The sequence below is a fragment of the Streptomyces sp. NPDC054932 genome, from assembly GCF_053610205.1.
The window spans coordinates 1-18,742 of the sequence record NZ_JBSGXU010000163.1 but is presented as its reverse complement, the minus strand read 5'-3'; the positions used below and the strand labels follow the sequence as shown (position 1 = coordinate 18,742).

Sequence of the window (18,742 nt, the reverse complement as noted above, 5' to 3'; positions counted from 1 at the left end):
GGAAGCTAAGCCTTTCAGCGCCGATGGTACTGCAGGGGGGACCCTGTGGGAGAGTAGGACGCCGCCGAACAATCATTGTGGGAAAGCCCCGCACCTTATGGTGCGGGGCTTTTCTGCGTTCACGGCCCGTGCGTCCGGTGGAGAAGCCGGCCCGGGCTTCACCAGTCGGCGGGATAGCTCTTGAGGCTGCTCGTGTCCACAGTCCATTCGTACGGGAGAAGACTTCCACGACCATCAGGACATCGCGAGAGTTGACGACCTTTGCCGTGTCATCGGTGTCTTCTTCGGCGATGACCATGAGATCGGGGACCTTGGTCAGGCCGGTTTGAGGATCGCCCATGTCGGTGTCGTTGAGAGCCATGACCACCTCTGGTGTCTGGGCCTCGATCTGGCGGCGCAGCCGTACGACGCTGAGTCCGTGGGGCGCCGTGGGTCTCATCATCGTGAGGAAGATCTGACCGTCGGTGGTCTGCACCTTCCACCGGTCCTCCTGGTGCTCGGCCAGCTCCGCGAGCTGCTCCGCGAAGTCGTGCATGCGGCGCATCTGCTCGGGGGTGAGGTCACCCATGATCTCCTCCTGGTGGGTGCTCGACCAGCCTATCCAGCTCACAGGTCTCAGAGGCGGCCGGCGGCCTTCAGGGCCAGGTAGGCGTCGGCCAGGGCCGGGGCCAGGGTGTCCGGGGTGGCGTCGACCACGTGGACGCCGTGGCGGGTGAGCTGGTCGGACGTGCGGCGGCGCTGGGACTGGGTCTGGGTGCCCGCGGCGGCCTCGTAGACCGCGTCCACCGTGCCGCGTGCGTTTGTCATGGCAGCGACATGGGGGTCGGCGACCGAGGCCAGCAGGACCGTGTGGCGCTGCGTGAGACGCGGGAGCAGGGGGAGCAGGCCCTCTTCGATCGGGGACGCGTCCAGGCTCGTCAGAAGGACCACCAGGGACCGGCGCGGGGCGCTGCGGAGGATGGTGGAGACCAGGTTCCTGGAGTCCGTCTCGACGAGTTCCGGCTCCAGCGGGGCCATCGCGTTGACGAAGGACGGGAGGATGTCGGCGGCCGAGCGGCCCTGGACCTGGGCGCGGGGGTGGCGGTCGTGGGCCAGCAGGTCCACGCGGTCGCCGGCGCGGGTGGCCAGGGCGGCGAGGAGCAGGGCCGCGTCCATCGCGGAGTCCAGGCGGGGGGCGTCGCCGACGCGGCCGGCGGAGGTGCGGCCGGTGTCCAGGCAGATGAGGATGTGCCGGTCGCGTTCGGGACGCCAGGTGCGGACGGCCACCTTGTTCTGGCGGGCCGTGGCGCGCCAGTCGATGGAGCGGGTGTCGTCGCCGGGGACGTAGTCGCGGAGGCTGTCGAACTCGGTGCCCTCGCCGCGGGTCAGGACGCTCGTACGGCCGTCGAGTTCGCGCAGGCGGGCCAGCCGGGACGGGAGGTGCTTGCGGCTGGTGAAGGGCGGCAGGACCCGGACCGTCCACGGGGACAGGTGGGAGCCCTGGCGGGCCCACAGGCCCAGGGGGCCGTAGGAGCGGATCGTGACGCGGTCGGCCCGGCGGTCGCCGCGGCGGGTGGGGAGCAGCCGGGTGGTGAGCCGGCGGCGTTCGCCTGCGGGGACGACCACCTCGTGGCGGGATGCCGCGGCTTCCGTGCCCGGGAGCCAGCTGCTCGGGGGCCAGGCGTCGCGGACGCGGGCCCGCAGCTTGCGGCTGCTGGGGTTGGTGAGGGTGAGGTGGACGTCCGCCGGTTCGCCGAGGCGGACCGAGGTGTCTCCGGAGCGGGCCAGTACGAGGCTGCGTACGGGCGCGGCCAGGGCGTAGTCGACCGCGCAGGCGAGTGCGATCGGTCCGTTGACCGCGAGCATCCCGGCCCAGCTCGGTTCGAGGATGCCGACCGGGATGCTGCCGAGGGCCGCCAGCAGGGCGGCGCGTCCGGTGAGGGCCATCAGCGCGGGACGGGGACGTGGGAGAGGATCGCCGTGATGACGGCGTCGGCCGTCACTCCCTCCATCTCCGCTTCCGGGCGCAGCTGGACGCGGTGGCGCAGGGTCGGCAGGGAGAGGGCCTTGACGTCGTCGGGGGTGACGTAGTCGCGGCCGGTGAGCCAGGCCCAGGCGCGGGAGGTGGCCAGCAGGGCGGTCGCGCCGCGGGGGGAGACGCCGAGGGTGAGGGACGGCGATTCGCGGGTGGCGCGGCAGATGTCGACGACGTAGCCGGCGATCTCGGGGGAGACGGAGACCTCGGCGACGGACCTGCGGGCGGCTTCGAGCTGGGCCGGGCCGGCGACCGCACGCAGGCCCGCGGCGTGCAGGTCGCGGGGGTTGAATCCGGCGGCGTGGCGGGTCAGGACCCCGATCTCGTCCTCGCGGGAGGGGAGGGGGACGGTGAGCTTGAGGAGGAAGCGGTCCAGCTGGGCTTCCGGGAGGGGGTACGTGCCCTCGTACTCGACCGGGTTCATGGTGGCGGCGACGAGGAAGGGGTCGGGCAGCTTGCGGGGGGTGCCGTCGACCGTGACCTGGCGCTCCTCCATGGCTTCGAGGAGGGAGGACTGGGTCTTGGGCGGCGTGCGGTTGATCTCGTCCGCGAGGAGGAGGTTGGTGAAGACCGGCCCGTCCTGGAAGGAGAACTCGGCGGTGCGGGCGTCGTAGACGAGCGAGCCGGTGACATCGCTCGGCATCAGGTCCGGGGTGAACTGGACGCGCTTGGTGTCGAGTTCGAGGGATGCGGCCAGGGCGCGGACGAGGAGGGTCTTGGCGACGCCGGGGACGCCTTCGAGGAGCACGTGGCCGCGGCACAGGAGCGCGACGACGAGGCCGGTGACGGCGGAGTCCTGGCCGACCACGGCCTTGCCGATCTCGGTGCGGAGCGCTTCGAGGGAAGCGCGGGCGCTGTCCGCGGTCACAGCCGTGGACTCGGTGGCCGGGTACGTCATGACGTACGGACCTCTCTTTCGAGGGCGTCGAGGTGGTCGGCGAGCGCGACGAGTGCCGCGTCGTCGGAGGGGGTGGTGCCGAAGAGGAGGGTGGTCACGTCCCGGGGGCCGCCGGAGAGGCGGGCGGAGACGGCCGGGGCCAGTACCGCGGGGTCGTGGGCCCGGTTGTGCGGTACGCCGACCAGTGCGGCCAGGCGTTCGCGGGTGGCGGCGCGCAGCACGGTGGCGGCGCGGTCGCGGGCGTCGGCCTTGCGGTAGAGGCGGGCGCGGCCCTCGGTGGCCTCGGAGGCGCGGATGGCGACGGGGAGCTTCTCGGTGACGAGGGGGCCCAGGCGCCGGGCGCGCCAGAGGGCGGCGAGGACGGCGGCGACGAAGAGCTGGAGCAGGGCCCAGGACCAGCCGGACGGGACGAGTTCGAGGAGGGTCTTGTCCCCGGTCCCGGTGCCGCCGGCGGCGACGGCCTCGGCGGGGGAGGGCAGGTACCAGACGAGCTGGGGGCGGCTGCCGAGGGTCTGCAGGGCCAGGGAGGCGTTGCCGTGGGCGGCGAGGTGTTCGTTCTCCAGGATGCGGCCGGAGCCGAGGAGGACGGTGTCGCCGCCGGCCCGGGACGGCAGGAGCAGCAGGGTGGCGTGCTCGCCGTCCGGGTAACAGGAGGCGGCCCTGGGGTCGTCGGTGCGGTAGCCGAGGCGGCCGCCGGTCTCGGCGGAGCCGGCGGTCCGGGCGGCGGGCAGTGCGCAGTCGGGTCCGAGGAGCTCGTCGGAGCCTGCCGGGCCGGTCCGGACGCCGGGGGCGAGCGTGGTCAGGGTGGTGCGGCCGGGGGAGACGAGGACGGTGCGTCCGCCGGACAGGTCTATGGCGGCCTTGAGGTCGGAAAGCTGTTGGGGGGCGAGGAGGCCGGGGTTGGTGACGAGCAGGGTGGTGCCGGGTCCGGCGGCGTCCACGGCGTCCTGAGTGCGGGTCACCACCCGGGTGGTGACCCCGCGTTCCTTGAGGAGTTCGGCGACGGCGCGGCTGCCGCTGCGGTCGGCGGACCGGGGGTCGAGGGCGCCGCGGTTCTCGCCGGAGTTGAAGACGGCCACGGCGATGCCCGTGGCGATGAGCACGCCGAGGGCGAGGAGGGGGCCGCGGGCGCGCCGCCAGACGGCGGCGGCGCCGAGGGCGGTGGAGGTGGTGGCCGGCGCGGGGGCGGGGTGGGTGTCGGTGCGGGCGGCGTCGGGGCCGGGTGCGCCGGGGGCCTGAGGGTGCGTCATGCCGGTGGCGTGGCCCGTGGGAACGGGGCCGTGAGGGTCCGTCATGCGGTGGCCTCCGTTCCGGCGAGGGCGGGGCGGGTGCGTTCGACGGCGGTGTCGAGGTCGCGCAGGCGTGTGTACATGGCCTGGTCGGCGGCGCGGCCGCCGTAGGTGACGTCGTCGAAGACGCGGGCGGCCGTTCGGAGGTCCGCGGCGTGGGCCGGCAGGCAGGCCGCGGCCTCGGCGGCGGCCTCGTCCGCGGTGCGGCCGGGGCGGGGGTCCAGCAGGGTGCGCTCCTCCAGGGACCGGACGAGGGCCCGCATCCGGGCCTGGACGGCCTCGGTCCAGCGGCCTGCGGTGGCGTGGGCCTCGGCCTCGGTGCGGTAGTCGGCGGCGGTGCGGATCCGTTCGCCCAGCAGGGCGCCGGTGCCGGCGGCGGCCTTCGCGGGGGTGCCGAGGCGCCACCACAGCAGCGCCACGGCCAGCACGATCAGCAGGATGATCACGACGATGCCCAGCGTGCCTCCGGGGGTCGCCCCGGAGGCGGCGCTGAACAGGTCGTCGACCCAGTCGAGGAAGCGGCTGAGGGCGCGGTCCAGCAGGCTGGGGTCGTTCTCGTGGTACATCGTCTTGGACAGTTCGCGTTCGGCGGCCTCGCGGGCGGCGTCGCGCGGTGTCGTCACCGGCGGTGTCTCGCTGATGGGCAGTCCCCCCGGGCTGGTCATCGCATCAGCTTCCGGCTGGAGGGGGCGTGGTGCCGGGGGCGCCGGGGGTGGTGCCGTAGTCCTCGACCCCCGCGGCGCGGGCCAGCTCCAGGTCCAGGGCCTCGCGGCGGATGCGCTGGTCGACGTAGAGGAGGACCGAGACGCCGGCCTTGAAGGGCAGGGTGATGGTCGTCGCGATGACCGAGCCGATGCCGATGATCGTCAGGTACGTCCAGCTCATGGAGGTCGTGTCGGGGCCGAAGCCGCCGGAGACGCCCTCGCTGATGAGTGCGACGACATTGAACGGGAGTCCGATGACGAATTCGACGGCGGCGCCGATGAGTCCGGCGAGCAGCGTGATGCCGAGGATGCGCCACCAGGAGCCGCGGACCAGCTTGTCGGAGCGGCTGAGGCTGCGCAGGACGGTGCTGCGTTCCAGCATCAGCACGGACGGGGAGAGGCTGACCCGGACGTAGAGCCAGGTCCAGGCGGCGAAGCCGGCGAGGCCGCCGAAGACGGCGAGGGCGACGACGCCGCCCGTGGCCATGCCGGCGACGGCCGCGATGACGGCCGGGACGAAGCCGATGGCGATGATCACGCCGCCGCCGATGGCGATCAGTGCGGTCAGGCCGATCAGCCGGAGCAGCTGCGGGCGGCTCTCGCGCCAGGCGTCGCCGACGGAGGAGGGTCGGCCCAGGACGGCGCGGCTGTAGATCATCGTGAGCATGGCGGTGGCCACGATGGTGCAGAAGAAGGTGATGACGAGGGCGCCGGCGCCGGCGACCAGGGTGCCCGACAGGGCGCTGACGACCTCGTCGGCGTCGGGGGAGGTGTTGCCCTCCAGGTCGCCGAGCCGGTCCATCATGAAGCCCTGCAGGAGGGTGATCGCCAGGACCGCGAAGACGGCGACGGTGAAGCTGATGGGCAGCACGGAGCGGGCGTGGGTGCGGATGGTGGCGACGGCGCCGTCGAGGATCTCGCCGAGGCCCAGCGGGCGCAGCGGGATCACGCCGGGCTTGGCGGCCGGGGGCTTGCCCCAGGCGCCCTGCTGCTGCCATCCCTGGCCGCCGTACGGGGCCTGGCCGGGCTGCTGCGGGTACGCGCCCCAGCCCGTCCCGGGCTGCGGGGAGGCGGCGGGCGGCGGGGCCTGACCGGTGCCCGGGCTCGACCACTGACCGGGCGGCGGCTGCTCGGCGGACCACTTCGGGTCGCCGGCGGGCTGTGCGGGCGGGCTGGGCTGCGGTGCGCCGCCTTCGGTGCCCGGACGGTCGGCAGGGGTTCCCGGCCGCTCGTCGTCGGACGGAGAGGATCCGGGCGTAGCCCAGCCCGGAGAGTCGTTCATCGTCGCTCCTTCAGGTGCGCCTGCTGCGGCGGGGGCGCTGGTCGCTGCCATCGTGCCACGTGGGGGGCCCGAACGGAGTAGGGGGTGGAGGCGGATCGCGTGCGGTGGCGGGCGGTTGGGGGTGATCCTGAGCGGTTGGTCAGTCCCGGGTGGTGCTGCGGGGCATCCGGCAGCCCGTACCTTCAATTATCGACCCGATCGGGGGCAGACTGGTGGAGCTGATCTCCACGCAGGTCCGAGGGTCGATTTCCAGCCCTTTTGGCTGTGGGACAGCTCACCGCCGGGTAACGATTAGCTAATGGGATGATGTCAACCATGAAGGGACGCGTCCTTGTCGTCGACGACGACACCGCGCTGGCCGAGATGCTCGGCATTGTGCTGCGTGGAGAAGGTTTTGAGCCGTCGTTCGTAGCGGACGGTGACAAGGCACTTGCTGCCTTCCGGGAGGCGAAGCCGGACCTGGTGCTGCTCGACCTCATGCTGCCCGGAAGGGACGGCATAGAGGTCTGCCGCCTGATCCGGGCCGAGTCCGGCGTGCCGATCGTCATGCTCACCGCCAAGAGCGACACGGTCGATGTCGTCGTGGGTCTGGAGTCCGGGGCCGACGACTACATCGTGAAGCCGTTCAAGCCGAAGGAGCTGGTGGCCCGGATCCGGGCCCGTCTGCGCCGGTCGGAGGAGCCCGCACCCGAGCAGCTGGCCATCGGTGACCTGGTCATCGACGTGGCCGGGCACTCGGTCAAGCGGGACGGTGCCTCCATCGCCCTGACCCCGCTCGAGTTCGACCTGCTGGTCGCCCTCGCGCGCAAGCCCTGGCAGGTGTTCACCCGTGAGGTGCTGCTGGAGCAGGTCTGGGGCTACCGGCACGCGGCGGACACCCGTCTGGTCAATGTGCATGTGCAGCGTCTGCGCTCCAAGGTCGAGAAGGACCCGGAGCGGCCCGAGATCGTCGTGACGGTGCGTGGTGTCGGCTACAAGGCCGGACCCAGCTGACGTGCAGTCCGGCACGTCCGGCACGTCCGGCAGGGGCCCGCGCGGTTTCCGCCGGGGCCACCTGCGCATGGGCCGGCTCTTCCGGGGTGGCGCGTCCAGCAGCCGCGTCATCCGGCTCTTCGTGCGCCTCGCGCGCCGGCCGCTGCTCCCGGCTGTCCGGCTGTGGCGGCGCAACATCCAGCTGCGGGTGGTCGCCGCCACCCTGCTGATCTCGCTCGCCGTGGTCCTCGCCCTGGGTTTCGTCGTCATCGCCCAGGTCAGCAAGGGTCTCCTCGATGCCAAGGAGGAGGCGGCGCAGAGCCAGGCCGCGGGCGGTTTCGCGGTGGCGCAGGAGAAGGCCAACGCCCCGGCCACGGTGGACGGGCCCGACGCCACCGACAACAAGGTCGGCCGGGACGCCAGTACCTGGATGAACTCCCTGGTCAAGCAGTTGGCCAGTGGTGGCCAGACCGCCTTCGAGGTCGTCGCGCTCGGTGCGGGTACCGGGGAGCAGGCGCTGCCCGGTGTGCAGGGCGTCAAGGGCGCCCGCGCCTCCGGCAACGTGGACCCGACCGCCAGCGTCCCGCTGCCGCTGCGCCGGGCCGTCAACCACGCCACCGGTGCCTTCAAGACCTTCTCGGAGATCCGGTACACGAGCGGGGACGGCAAGAAGGAGCCCGAGCCGGCGCTGGTCATCGGCAAGCGGCTCTCGGACATCAACGGCGATCCGTACGACCTGTACTACCTCTTCCCGCTCACGCAGGAGGAGGAGTCCCTCAACCTGATCAAGGTCACCATCGTGACCGCGGGCATGTTCGTCGTCGTGCTGCTCTGCGGCATCGCCTGGCTCGTCGTGCGCCAGGTGGTGACCCCCGTACGGATGGCCGCGGGGATCGCCGAGCGGCTCTCGGCCGGGCGGCTCCAGGAGCGCATGAAGGTCACCGGTGAGGATGACATCGCGCGCCTGGGCGAGGCCTTCAACAAGATGGCGCAGAACCTCCAGAACAAGATCCAGCAGCTGGAGGAGCTGTCCCGGATGCAGCGCCGTTTCGTCTCGGACGTCTCGCACGAGCTGCGCACCCCGCTGACGACGGTACGGATGGCCGCCGACGTCATCCACGACGCCCGGGTCGACTTCGACCCGATCACCGCGCGCTCCGCGGAGCTGCTCGCCGGGCAGCTCGACCGGTTCGAGTCGCTCCTCGCCGACCTGCTGGAGATCAGCCGCTTCGACGCCGGGGCCGCGGCCCTGGAGGCCGAGCCCATCGACCTGCGCGACGTCGTGCGCAGGGTCATCGACGGCGCCGAGCCGCTCGCCGAGCACAAGGGCACCCGGATCCGGGTGCTGGGCGACACCCAGCCGGTCATCGCCGAGGCGGACGCCCGCCGGGTGGAGCGGGTGCTGCGCAACCTCGTCGTCAACGCCGTGGAGCACGGCGAGGGCCGTGATGTGGTGGTCCGGCTGGCGTCCGCGGGCGGGGCCGTCGCGGTCGCCGTACGGGACTACGGCGTCGGGCTGAAGCCCGGCGAGGCCACCCGCGTCTTCAACCGCTTCTGGCGGGCCGACCCGGCGCGGGCGCGCACGACCGGCGGGACCGGCCTCGGCCTGTCCATCGCCGTCGAGGACGCCCGGCTGCACGGCGGCTGGCTGCAGGCCTGGGGCGAGCCGGGCGGCGGCTCGCAGTTCCGCCTGACCCTGCCGCGCACGGCCGACGAGCCGCTGCGGGGCTCGCCCATTCCGCTGGAGCCCGAGGATTCCCGCGCCAACCGGGCCAGGGCCGCGGCCGATGCCGCCGCCGGTGCCGCGGGCGGCGCCGGGGACCGTACGCCCGCCGACGCCGGTGGCCGCTCGCCGATACCGCCGCGCTCGGCCGTCGCCGGTGCCGTGCCGGTGCCCGCCGACCCGACGGCGCTGCCGGGCAACGGGGCCCGGGTCGTGGCCCGCCCGGCCGAGCAGGCACAACAGGAGGACCGAGCCGATGGACGCTGAGCCCTTGGACGCGCGGGAAGGGGCCGTGCGGGAAGGGACCGTGCGGGCGAGGGGCCGACGGCTGCGCACCGTACGGGCGTACGCCTTCGCAGCGGCCGGGCTGCTGCTGGCCGGCTGCGCCTCGATGCCCGACAGCGGAGAGATCCGCCCGGTGCAGGCCTCGCAGGGCGTGGACTCGCAGGTCCGGGTGTTCGGTGTACCGCCCGCGGACAAGGCCAGCCCGGCGGAGATCGTCGACGGTTTCCTGGAGGCGATGACCAGCGACGACCCGCAGCTGGAGACCGCCCGCAAGTACCTCACCGTGGCCGCCGCGAAGAACTGGAAGCCCGGTTCCGCCGTCACCGTGCTCTCCTCCGGACTCAACCGGGTCGCGACCCGGGGCGAGAAGGACCCCGACGGGCCCCGCTGGAAGGTGACCGGCAAGAAGCTCGCGACCGTCGACGAGCACAGCGCGTACCAGCCGCAGACCGGGGCCAGGGAGTACGAGGAGTTCCTCCAGCTCGTCCAGGACGAGGACAAGCAGTGGCGGATCTCGACGCCGCCGAGCGGTCTCGTGCTCAGCGAGTCGGACTTCCAGCGCATCTACATGCCGGTCAACAAGTACTACTTCGCGGGCGGCACGCTCGTCGCCGACCCGGTCTACGTGCGCCAGCGCACCGACCCGGACTCGCGGATGGACCCGACCACGCAGACCGTGCAGTCGCTGCTCGCGGGTCCGTCGCGCTGGCTCGCCCCGGTCGTGGAGTCCAGCTTCCCCACCGGTACGGAACTGCGCACGGGCACCAAGTCCCTTTCGTACGACGGCCAGAACACGCTGCGCGTGCCGCTCAACGACAAGGCCGACAACGTCGCGCAGCCGCAGTGCAAGAAGATGGCCACCCAACTCCTCTACACGGTCAAGGACCTGACGGGCTCTCGGCTCGACCAGGTCGAACTGCTGCGCTCCGACGACAAGTCGTCGTCGCTGTGCTCGGTGACCGAGGTGAGCGCGGCCGCGATCGCCAACCGGCCCAAGATCCCCGAGTACCAGTACTTCGTCGACAACGAGAAGCGGCTGGTGCGGATGAAGCTCGACGTGAGCAGCGAGGACCAGCAGACCCGCACCGAACCGGTGCCGGGGCCGCTGACGACCCCTCCCTTGTTCAAGTTGAACTCGGCGGCGGTCTCGCACGACGAGCGGCGTGCCGCCGTGGTCTCCGAGGACAGGCACGGGCTGTACGTCGTGTCGCTGGTCGGGGCCGGGCCGATGCCGCAGCCGATGGCGATCGGCAGGGGCGGCAAGTCGGCCGCGCTGACCGCGCCGAGCTGGGACGCCTCGGGCGATGTGTGGGTCGCGGACCGCGATCCGCAGAACCCGGGGCTGTGGCGGGTGCCGGGCGGCACCGCAGCGCCCCAGAAGGTGCAGGTGGCGGGGCTCGACGGCCGGCGGATCGCCTCGCTGAAGGTGTCCGCCGACGGGGCGCGGATCGCCCTGCTGGTGGAGCAGCCCGACAACAGCAAGACCCTGTACGTCGGGCGGATCGAGCGGCCGGACGCCAAGGGGGACCTCTCCGCCGTGTCGGTGCGCGAGCTGCGCCCTGCGGCTCCGCAGATGGCCGACGTGACGGCGATGAGCTGGGCGCCGCGCGGGCGGCTGCTCGTGGTGGGCCGGGAGAGCGGCGGCGTGCAGCAGGCCCGCTACATGCTGGCCGACGGCTCGATGGTCGCGGCGAGCCTGCCGGGGGCGACGGGGCTGTCCGAGGTGGCGGTCGCGGCCACGGAGGACGAGGCGAAGCCGAAGCCGGTGGTGGCGTTCTCGGAGGACGGGATCGTCTGGCTGCCGCCGGGTGCGCAGTGGCGCACGGTGACCGCGGGCGGCGGAGCTCCGGTCTACCCGGGCTGACCTGCGGCGCGCACGGTTGTCCACAGGGGTCGCGGACTGCGGTCCGGCCCGTCAGTGTGGAGCCATGCGTGGAGCCGTGCGGTGGTGGTGGCGGGAGCTCGCCGGGCTGGTCCTGCCGGTCGACTGCGCCGGCTGTGGGGCGGTCCGGGTGCTGGTGTGCGCCGGGTGCCGGGACGCGCTGGGCGGGGCCGGGGCGGGCCCGGTCGGGCCGTCTCCGCGGCCCGGGGGACTGCCGGTGGTGTGGGCCGCCGCCGTCTACGAGGGGGCCGTACGGAGCCTCCTGCTGGCGCACAAGGAGCGCGGGGCGCTGCCGCTGGCCGGAGTGCTCGGCGCCGCCCTGGCCCAGGCCGTCCTGGCGGGCGGGAGGCGGGAGGCGGGCGGTGCGGGGGAGGTGGCCCTGGTGCCCGTCCCGTCGGCGCGGCGGCAGGTCCGGGCGCGCGGGCACGATCCGGCCCGCAGGATCGCGCTGGCGGCCGCGGGGCGGCTGCGGCGGGCCGGTGTTCCCGCGCGCGTGGCGCCCGTACTGGGGCTTCGGCGGGCGGTGGCGGACCAGGCGGGGCTGGGGGCGCGGCAGCGCCGGGAGAACCTCACGGGGGCGCTGGCGGTGCGCCGGGGCGGGCGGCGGCTCACCGACGGGGCCCGGATCGTGCTCGTGGACGACCTGATCACCACGGGGGCGACGCTGGCGGAGGCGGCGCGGGCGGTGCGCGCAGGGGGACTGGCCGGGGGTCCGGGGGCGGTGCTGCGGGCGGCGGTGGTGGCCGCGCAGGCGGACTCGTTCAGACGGATCGAACGGGCGCCGGGCCTTTGAACAACTCGGACAGAACAAAAATCTTGTGAATAGATTTGGAACTGGCGGGGAAGGCCCATCGTTGCAGGTAGTGAGAGGCAACAGCCACCTCGCTGGAAGTACATTCCGGTAGCGGGTGCCGACAACCGCCATACAGGGATATGTTCGGTTGTAAGGAACTCAGGAGGCTGTCTCTCGACTCCGAAGTCGGTGGGGTGTTGATCTTGCCGATGGGGGAGGAGGAGGTGAAAGTCGCCAAGTCCGAGGCTCCGGCCTTCACCGGAGTCTGGTGCGAAAGGGAGACGCTTCGCCCCGTCGGGCGGAGCTATCCGGGAACGGAGTTCTGCGTGGACATCGTCGTCAAGGGCCGCAAGACCGAGGTGCCCGAGCGGTTCCGCAAGCACGTGGCCGAGAAGCTGAATCCGGAGCGGATCCAGAAGCTCGACGCCAAGGTGATCAGCTTGGACGTCGAGGTGTCCAAGGAGCACAATCCGCGTCAGGCCGACCGTTCCGACCGCGTGGAGATCACCCTGCGTTCGCGGGGCCCGGTGATCCGTGCCGAGGCCGCCGCCGCCGACGCGTACGCGGCGCTCGACCTGGCTCAGGACAAGCTGGAGGCCCGGCTGCGCAAGCAGCACGACAAGCGTTACACCCGCCGTGGCAACGGCCGGCTCTCGGCGGCAGAGGTCGCCGATGTCGTGCCGGGCGTCGCGTCGCTGAACGGCAGTGGCCAGCCGGTGTCGGAGGAGAAGACGGACGGGGTGCCGATCACCCGGATCGGATCCATCGAGGTGCAGGGCGAAGGCCCGCTCGTCGTCCGCGAGAAGACCCACTCGGCCACACCCATGTCGCTCGACCAGGCCCTGTACGAGATGGAACTGGTCGGCCACGACTTCTATCTGTTCGTCGACTCCGAGACGAAGCTGCCCAGCGTCGTCTACCGCCGTCACGCCTATGACTACGGCGTCATCCACGTGAACCCCGACGGTGCCTCCAGCTCGGAGGAGCCGCGGGGCGGCGCCGGTGGCGCGCTCGGCGGCTGAGGCCCGGCACACCGGCTCGGCAGATCGACTCGGCACATCAGTTCGCTGCCCCCGCGCAGGCGCTCCGGCGCCCGTGCGGGGGCACCTGCATGCCGGGTGTGCGACGGATATGCGCCAGGTGGCTCACTTATGGCCCCCGCGCCGTGGTGCGGGCATGGAATCATGGCGTGCAGTCAACCGGCTGCGGTGTGTGTCCGGTTGGCCCAGCAACTGAGCACATGCAGGGGGAGGAACGATGGCGGACACCTTCGGGCCGGTGCGCGGGGACGACGGCGGCGCGGGCTGCCGCGGGGCGGACCCGGCGGCGGAGCCCGCCGGGGAGCCCATCAGGGTGCTCGTGGTCGACGACCACGCGCTGTTCCGGCGGGGACTGGAGATCGTCCTCGCGCAGGAGGAGGACATCCAGGTCGTCGGTGAGGCGGGGGACGGGGCGGAGGCCGTGGACAAGGCGGCCGATCTGCTTCCGGACATCGTGCTGATGGACGTGCGGATGCCCCGGCGCGGCGGGATCGAGGCATGCACCTCGATCAAGGAGGTGGCCCCCTCCGCGAAGATCATCATGCTGACGATCAGCGACGAGGAGGCGGACCTCTACGACGCGATCAAGGCGGGCGCGACCGGGTACCTCCTGAAGGAGATCTCGACGGACGAGGTGGCCACGGCGATCCGGGCGGTGGCGGACGGCCAGTCGCAGATCAGCCCGTCGATGGCGTCGAAACTGCTCACCGAGTTCAAGTCGATGATCCAGCGGACCGACGAGCGGCGGCTGGTGCCCGCGCCGAGACTGACGGACCGGGAACTGGAGGTCCTGAAACTGGTGGCCACCGGTATGAACAACCGTGATATCGCCAAGGAGTTGTTCATTTCCGAGAACACCGTGAAGAACCACGTCCGCAACATCCTGGAGAAGCTGCAGCTGCACTCCAGGATGGAAGCCGTGGTCTACGCGATGCGGGAAAAGATCCTCGAAATCCGCTGACCGTAGGGTGCCGACCGGACGGCGCCGAGCGGAGGGTTCACAAGGCGGCCAGTTCCGAGGTGACGGCCGCCGCCTCCGCGGGCGAACTCGCGCGCTCGACGCGCACGTCCTCGCAGCCGACCCACTCCGCAGCCTCCCGCAGTGCCTGCGCCATCGGGCCGGCGGCCTTCGGGGAGGTCAGCGAGAGCTGCCGGGCGACCAGCGTGCGGCCCTCGCGGGCCGGGTCCACGCGGCCCTGGAGCCGGCCGCCCGCCAGCAGCGGCATCGCGAAGTACCCGTGTATCCGCTTCGGCTTGGGGACGTACGCCTCCAGGCGGTGCGTGAAACCGAAGATCCGCTCCGTCCGGGGACGGTCCCAGACCAGGGAGTCGAAGGGCGAGAGCAGCGTGGTGCGGTGGCGGCCCCTGGGGGTCTGCGCGAGCGCCGCCGGGTCCGCCCACGCCGGCTTGGACCAGCCCTCCACCTCGACCGGGACCAGTCCGGAGTCCGCGATCACCGCGTCGAACTGCTCGCCCTTGAGGCGGTGGTAGTCCGCGATGTCGGCGCGGGTGCCGATGCCCAGGGAGCGGCCGGCCAGGGCCACCAGACGCCGTACGCACTCGCGGTCGTCCAGGTCGTCGTGGAGCAGCGCGTCGGGAACGGCCCGCTCGGGGAGGTCGTAGACGCGCTTCCAGCCGCGGCGCTCGCTGCACACCACCTCGCCGGTGTCGAGGAGCCACTCCACCGCGATCTTGGTCTCGGACCACTCGAACCACTCGCCGCCGTTCTTGGCGCCGCCCAGTTCGGTCGAGGTCAGCGGGCCGTCGGACGCCAGCCGGTCCAGGACCGCCCGCGTCGAGTGCTCCTTGTTCTCCAGGACGTGCCAGCGGTGGCCGCGTGCCCGGTTGGCCCGGCGGCGGAAGGCGAAATGCGGCCATTCCTCGATCGGCAGGATGCAGGCCGCGTGCGACCAGTACTCGAAGGCGTGCCGGTCCGACCAGTACGCCTTCTCCACGGTGTCCCGGCCCACCGCGCCCAGGCGCGCGTACGGGATCAGCTCGTGCGAGCGGGCCAGGACCGAGATGGTGTCCAGCTGTACGGCGCCCAGGTGGCGCAGGACCCCGCGGACCCCGCCGCGCCGGTCGGGTGCGCCGAGGAAGCCCTGCGCGCGCAGGGCGATGCGCCGGGCCTCGTCGGCGGACAGGGAGAGCGAAGCGGTGCCCGAAGTCATCCCCGAAGACTATGGGGTGCCACTGACAGCGGGCAGGTAGGGCAGGGACGAGGGGAGGCCCAGGTCCGAGGGGAGCAGGGAGCCGACCCAGCAGTCGCGGTAGGTGCCGCGCTGCTGGATGCCGGCCCGCAGGAGTCCCTCGACCCGGAAGCCGGCCCGCTCGGCCACGGCGCGCGAGCCCGCGTTGCCCACCTCGGCGCGCCATTCCAGGCGTCCGACGCCCAGCTCGGTGAAGGCCCAGCGGGCGACGGCCCGGACCGCCTCGGTCATGTAGCCCCGGCCCCGGTGCTCCTTGACCGCCCAGTAGCCGATCTCGTGGCTCTCCGCGCCGTGGATGTGCACGCCGACGGCCGCGACCAGGGCTCCGCCGGCCCCGAGGCGTACGGCGAAGGAGAAGGCCGTGCCGTCGCGCCAGCCGTTCGGGACGATCTCGTTCACGAAGGCGTGCGCGTGCTCGTGCCCGTAGGGGGAGGGGACCAACGTCCAGCGCTGGATGTCCGGGTCCTGTGCGGCGGCGTACACCTCTTCCTCGTCCGAGGGGACGAAGGGCCGCAATATCAGTCGGTCCGTGCTGAGGGTCGTTGGCTCCATGCAATGAATTCTGCTGCCGTCGCGCGGCACGCGGCGAACAATTTTCGGTGATCCCTCGGGGCGATGCGGCACCTTCGGTGTCCCCCGTACGTTCTCAATCCGGGCACCCGTGCCTTCACGGGAACGGCGGACCTCCCGACGCGGCCACGTCCTCGCTTACGATGGCCGTTGCGGTGGGGCCCACCTGCCGTGCCCGTGTACGTACAGTGCCCAGGCCCGACCGGCAAGGAGACAAACCTCGGTGTCCGTCTTCAACAAGCTCATGCGTGCAGGCGAAGGCAAGATCCTGCGCAAACTGCACCGCATCGCGGACCAGGTCAACTCCATCGAAGAGGACTTCGTCAACCTCTCCGACGCCGAGTTGCGAGCGCTCACGGACGAGTACAAGCAGCGTTTCCAGGACGGCGAGAGCCTGGACGACCTGCTGCCCGAGGCCTTCGCGACCGTACGCGAGGCGGCCAAGCGCGTCCTCGGCCAGCGGCACTACGACGTCCAGATCATGGGTGGCGCGGCGCTGCACCTCGGCTACGTGGCCGAGATGAAGACCGGTGAGGGCAAGACCCTCGTCGGTACGCTCCCCGCCTACCTGAACGCGCTGTCCGGCAAGGGCGTCCACCTGATCACGGTGAACGACTACCTCGCCGAGCGCGACTCCGAGCTGATGGGCCGGGTGCACAAGTTCCTCGGCCTCAACGTCGGCTGCATCCTGGCGAACATGTCGCCCGCCCAGCGCCGTGAGCAGTACAACAGCGACATCACCTACGGCACGAACAACGAGTTCGGCTTCGACTACCTGCGCGACAACATGGCGTGGTCCCAGGACGAGCTCGTCCAGCGCGGCCACAACTTCGCCGTGGTCGACGAGGTCGACTCGATCCTGGTCGACGAGGCCCGTACCCCGCTGATCATCTCCGGCCCGGCCGACCAGGCCACGAAGTGGTACGGCGACTTCGCGAAGCTGGTGACCCGCCTGACCAAGGGCGAGGCCGGCCAGCCGCTGAAGGGCATCGAGGAGACCGGCGACTACGAGGTCGACGAGAAGAAGCGCACCGTCGCCATCCACGAGACCGGTGTCGCCAAGGTCGAGGACTGGCTCGGCATCGAGAACCTCTACGAGTCGGTGAACACCCCGCTCGTCGGTTACCTGAACAACGCGATCAAGGCCAAGGAGCTCTTCAAGGCCGACAAGGACTACGTCGTCATCGACGGCGAAGTCATGATCGTCGACGAGCACACCGGCCGTATCCTCGCCGGCCGCCGCTACAACGAGGGCATGCACCAGGCGATCGAGGCGAAGGAAGGGGTGGACATCAAGGACGAGAACCAGACCCTCGCCACGATCACCCTGCAGAACTTCTTCCGCCTCTACTCGAAGCTGTCGGGCATGACCGGTACGGCCATGACCGAGGCCGCCGAGTTCCACCAGATCTACAAGCTCGGTGTCGTCCCGATCCCGACCAACCGCGACATGGTCCGCAAGGACCAGGCGGACCTGATCTACCGGACCGAGGTCGCGAAGTTCGCCGCCGTCGTCGACGACATCGCGGAGAAGCACGAGAAGGGCCAGCCGATCCTCGTCGGTACGACGTCGGTCGAGAAGTCCGAGTACCTCTCCCAGCAGCTCTCCAAGCGCGGCATCCCGCACGAGGTGCTCAACGCCAAGCAGCACGACCGTGAGGCGACGATCGTCGCCCAGGCCGGCCGCCGGGGCGCGGTCACCGTCGCCACGAACATGGCCGGCCGCGGTACCGACATCAAGCTCGGCGGCAACCCGGACGACCTCGCCGAGGCCGAGCTGCGCCAGCGCGGTCTGGACCCCGAGGAGCACATCGAGGAGTGGGCGCACGCCCTTCCCGAGGCGCTCACCCGGGCGGAGGCCGCGGTGAAGGCGGAGTTCGAGGAGGTCAAGGATCTCGGCGGGCTGTACGTGCTGGGCACCGAGCGCCACGAGTCGCGCCGCATCGACAACCAGCTGCGCGGCCGCTCCGGCCGACAGGGCGACCCGGGCGAGTCCCGCTTCTACCTGTCGCTGGGCGACGACCTGATGCGCCTGTTCAAGGCGCAGATGGTAGAGCGCGTCATGGCGATGGCGAACGTCCCCGACGACGTGCCGATCGAGAACAAGATGGTGACGCGCGCGATCGCGTCGGCCCAGTCGCAGGTGGAGACCCAGAACTTCGAGACGCGCAAGAACGTCCTGAAGTACGACGAGGTCCTCAACAACCAGCGCGAGGTCATCTACGGCGAGCGCCGCCGCGTCCTGGAGGGCGAGGACCTCCAGGACCAGGTGCGCCACATGATGGACGACACCATCGACGCGTACATCGCGGCCGAGACGGTCGAGGGCTTCGCCGAGGAGTGGGACCTGGAGCGTCTGTGGGGCGCCTTCCGGCAGCTCTACCCGGTGAAGGTCACCATCGAGGAGCTGGAGGAGGCCGCGGGCGACCGCGCCGGCATCACCGCCGAGTTCATCGCGGAGTCCGTCAAGGACGACATCCACGAGCAGTACGAGACGCGCGAGAAGACGCTCGGCTCCGAGATCATGCGCGAGCTGGAGCGGCGCGTGGTCCTGTCGGTGCTGGACCGCAAGTGGCGCGAGCACCTGTACGAGATGGACTACCTGCAGGAGGGCATCGGCCTGCGGGCGATGGCCCAGAAGGACCCGCTGGTCGAGTACCAGCGCGAGGGCTTCGACATGTTCAACGCCATGCAGGAAGGCATCAAGGAGGAGTCCGTCGGCTACCTGTTCAACCTGGAGGTCCAGGTCGAGCAGCAGGTCGAGGAGCTTCCGGTGCAGGACGCGGCGCCGTCCCTGACGAAGGAGCCGGCGGGTGCGCGTCCGGAGATCCGGGCGAAGGGGCTGGACGCTCCGCAGCGGCCGGACCGGCTGCACTTCTCGGCGCCGACGGTCGACGGGGAGGGCGGTGTGATCGAGGGCGACTTCGAGAGCGATGCCGCCGGTGGCGAGGGTGACGGGATGACGCGGGCGGAGCGGCGCAAGGCGCAGAAGGCCGCGGGCGGGCGTCGCCGGAAGAAGTAACCCGCCGATGGCGGGTTGAGCCGGAGCTGTCGGCCGGGGCCGGACACCGTGGGTGTCC

14 protein-coding genes and 1 rRNA gene are annotated in these 18,742 nt (G+C 71.7%); 8 read left to right on the top strand and 7 right to left on the bottom strand.

Going from position 1 to position 18,742, the window contains the following annotated elements:
• A 5S ribosomal RNA gene (rrf, locus tag ACWGE1_RS31700) occupies nt 1–70 on the top strand; the annotation flags it as partial.
• A gap of 545 nt (nt 71–615) precedes the next feature.
• On the opposite strand, the gene ACWGE1_RS31695 is transcribed toward rrf, so the two are convergent.
• From ACWGE1_RS31695 to ACWGE1_RS31675, 5 genes are read right to left on the bottom strand one after another with little or no spacing between them, the layout of a single operon-like run.
• Complete coding sequence (locus ACWGE1_RS31695; protein ID WP_453423889.1) at nt 616–1,926, bottom strand: DUF58 domain-containing protein; 1,311 nt, start codon at nt 1,924–1,926, stop codon at nt 616–618.
• Entirely contained in the window at nt 1,926–2,912 is a 987-nt protein-coding gene (locus tag ACWGE1_RS31690) for an AAA family ATPase (RefSeq protein WP_453423888.1), read from the bottom strand. The genes ACWGE1_RS31695 and ACWGE1_RS31690 overlap by 1 nt, the downstream gene beginning before the upstream one ends.
• Nucleotides 2,909–4,207, bottom strand: a complete 1,299-nt coding sequence (locus ACWGE1_RS31685; RefSeq protein WP_453423887.1) for a DUF4350 domain-containing protein — start codon at nt 4,205–4,207, stop codon at nt 2,909–2,911. The genes ACWGE1_RS31690 and ACWGE1_RS31685 overlap by 4 nt, the downstream gene beginning before the upstream one ends.
• Entirely contained in the window at nt 4,204–4,866 is a 663-nt protein-coding gene (locus ACWGE1_RS31680) for a DUF4129 domain-containing protein (RefSeq protein ID WP_453423886.1), read from the bottom strand. Before ACWGE1_RS31680 ends, ACWGE1_RS31685 begins: the two co-directional genes overlap by 4 nt.
• A 4-nt stretch (nt 4,867–4,870) precedes the next feature.
• Entirely contained in the window at nt 4,871–6,187 is a 1,317-nt protein-coding gene (locus ACWGE1_RS31675; protein ID WP_453423885.1) for a hypothetical protein, read from the bottom strand.
• 303 nt (nt 6,188–6,490) lie between these two features.
• On the opposite strand from ACWGE1_RS31675, the gene mtrA reads away from it, so the two are divergent.
• The 6 genes from mtrA to ACWGE1_RS31645 all read left to right on the top strand — a co-directional run bounded on the left by mtrA (nt 6,491) and on the right by ACWGE1_RS31645 (nt 13,843).
• Nucleotides 6,491–7,180, top strand: coding sequence for a two-component system response regulator MtrA (mtrA, locus tag ACWGE1_RS31670; RefSeq protein WP_189747360.1), 690 nt, complete (start codon nt 6,491–6,493; stop codon nt 7,178–7,180).
• Nucleotides 7,181–7,247: 67 nt separating this feature from the next.
• The gene (gene mtrB / locus ACWGE1_RS31665; protein WP_453423892.1) at nt 7,248–9,149 is read left to right on the top strand and encodes an MtrAB system histidine kinase MtrB; all 1,902 of its coding nucleotides are present in this window, start codon (nt 7,248–7,250) and stop codon (nt 9,147–9,149) included.
• Nucleotides 9,139–11,031, top strand: a complete 1,893-nt coding sequence (locus ACWGE1_RS31660) for an LpqB family beta-propeller domain-containing protein (RefSeq protein WP_453423884.1) — start codon at nt 9,139–9,141, stop codon at nt 11,029–11,031. The genes mtrB and ACWGE1_RS31660 overlap by 11 nt, the downstream gene beginning before the upstream one ends.
• Nucleotides 11,032–11,107: 76 nt before the next feature.
• On the top strand, nt 11,108–11,842 hold the full coding sequence (locus ACWGE1_RS31655) for a ComF family protein (RefSeq protein ID WP_453423891.1): 735 nt from the start codon (nt 11,108–11,110) through the stop codon (nt 11,840–11,842).
• A 326-nt stretch (nt 11,843–12,168) separates the two neighbouring features.
• Entirely contained in the window at nt 12,169–12,864 is a 696-nt protein-coding gene (gene hpf / locus ACWGE1_RS31650; RefSeq protein WP_453423890.1) for a ribosome hibernation-promoting factor, HPF/YfiA family, read from the top strand.
• Between the two features lie 235 nt (nt 12,865–13,099).
• Nucleotides 13,100–13,843, top strand: a complete 744-nt coding sequence (locus tag ACWGE1_RS31645; RefSeq protein ID WP_453423883.1) for a response regulator — start codon at nt 13,100–13,102, stop codon at nt 13,841–13,843.
• Between the two features lie 37 nt (nt 13,844–13,880).
• Here the strand turns inward: ACWGE1_RS31645 and ACWGE1_RS31640 are convergent, their stop codons facing one another.
• Both ACWGE1_RS31640 and ACWGE1_RS31635 read right to left on the bottom strand, forming a co-directional pair.
• Nucleotides 13,881–15,053, bottom strand: coding sequence for a winged helix-turn-helix domain-containing protein (locus tag ACWGE1_RS31640; protein ID WP_453423882.1), 1,173 nt, complete (start codon nt 15,051–15,053; stop codon nt 13,881–13,883).
• A gap of 9 nt (nt 15,054–15,062) precedes the next feature.
• Nucleotides 15,063–15,644, bottom strand: a complete 582-nt coding sequence (locus tag ACWGE1_RS31635; RefSeq protein WP_453423881.1) for a GNAT family N-acetyltransferase — start codon at nt 15,642–15,644, stop codon at nt 15,063–15,065.
• A gap of 241 nt (nt 15,645–15,885) precedes the next feature.
• Between ACWGE1_RS31635 and secA the strand changes: the two genes are divergently transcribed.
• The gene (gene secA / locus ACWGE1_RS31630; RefSeq protein ID WP_453423880.1) at nt 15,886–18,684 is read left to right on the top strand and encodes a preprotein translocase subunit SecA; all 2,799 of its coding nucleotides are present in this window, start codon (nt 15,886–15,888) and stop codon (nt 18,682–18,684) included.
• The last annotated feature ends 58 nt before the right edge of the window (nt 18,685–18,742 follow it).

Excerpts from the sequence above, each read along its gene's own strand:
- ACWGE1_RS31680 (WP_453423886.1), bottom strand. The coding sequence starts at position 4,866 with ATGACCAGCCCGGGGGGACTGCCCATCAGCGAGACACCGCCGGTGACG.
- ACWGE1_RS31660 (WP_453423884.1), top strand. The coding sequence starts at position 9,139 with ATGGACGCTGAGCCCTTGGACGCGCGGGAAGGGGCCGTGCGGGAAGGG.
- ACWGE1_RS31690 (WP_453423888.1), bottom strand. The coding sequence starts at position 2,912 with ATGACGTACCCGGCCACCGAGTCCACGGCTGTGACCGCGGACAGCGCC.
- ACWGE1_RS31675 (WP_453423885.1), bottom strand. The coding sequence starts at position 6,187 with ATGAACGACTCTCCGGGCTGGGCTACGCCCGGATCCTCTCCGTCCGAC.
- ACWGE1_RS31645 (WP_453423883.1), top strand. The coding sequence starts at position 13,100 with ATGGCGGACACCTTCGGGCCGGTGCGCGGGGACGACGGCGGCGCGGGC.
- ACWGE1_RS31685 (WP_453423887.1), bottom strand. The coding sequence starts at position 4,207 with ATGACGGACCCTCACGGCCCCGTTCCCACGGGCCACGCCACCGGCATG.
- ACWGE1_RS31640 (WP_453423882.1), bottom strand. The coding sequence starts at position 15,053 with ATGACTTCGGGCACCGCTTCGCTCTCCCTGTCCGCCGACGAGGCCCGG.
- mtrA (WP_189747360.1), top strand. The coding sequence starts at position 6,491 with ATGATGTCAACCATGAAGGGACGCGTCCTTGTCGTCGACGACGACACC.
- mtrB (WP_453423892.1), top strand. The coding sequence starts at position 7,248 with ATGGGCCGGCTCTTCCGGGGTGGCGCGTCCAGCAGCCGCGTCATCCGG.
- ACWGE1_RS31635 (WP_453423881.1), bottom strand. The coding sequence starts at position 15,644 with ATGGAGCCAACGACCCTCAGCACGGACCGACTGATATTGCGGCCCTTC.
- ACWGE1_RS31695 (WP_453423889.1), bottom strand. The coding sequence starts at position 1,926 with ATGGCCCTCACCGGACGCGCCGCCCTGCTGGCGGCCCTCGGCAGCATC.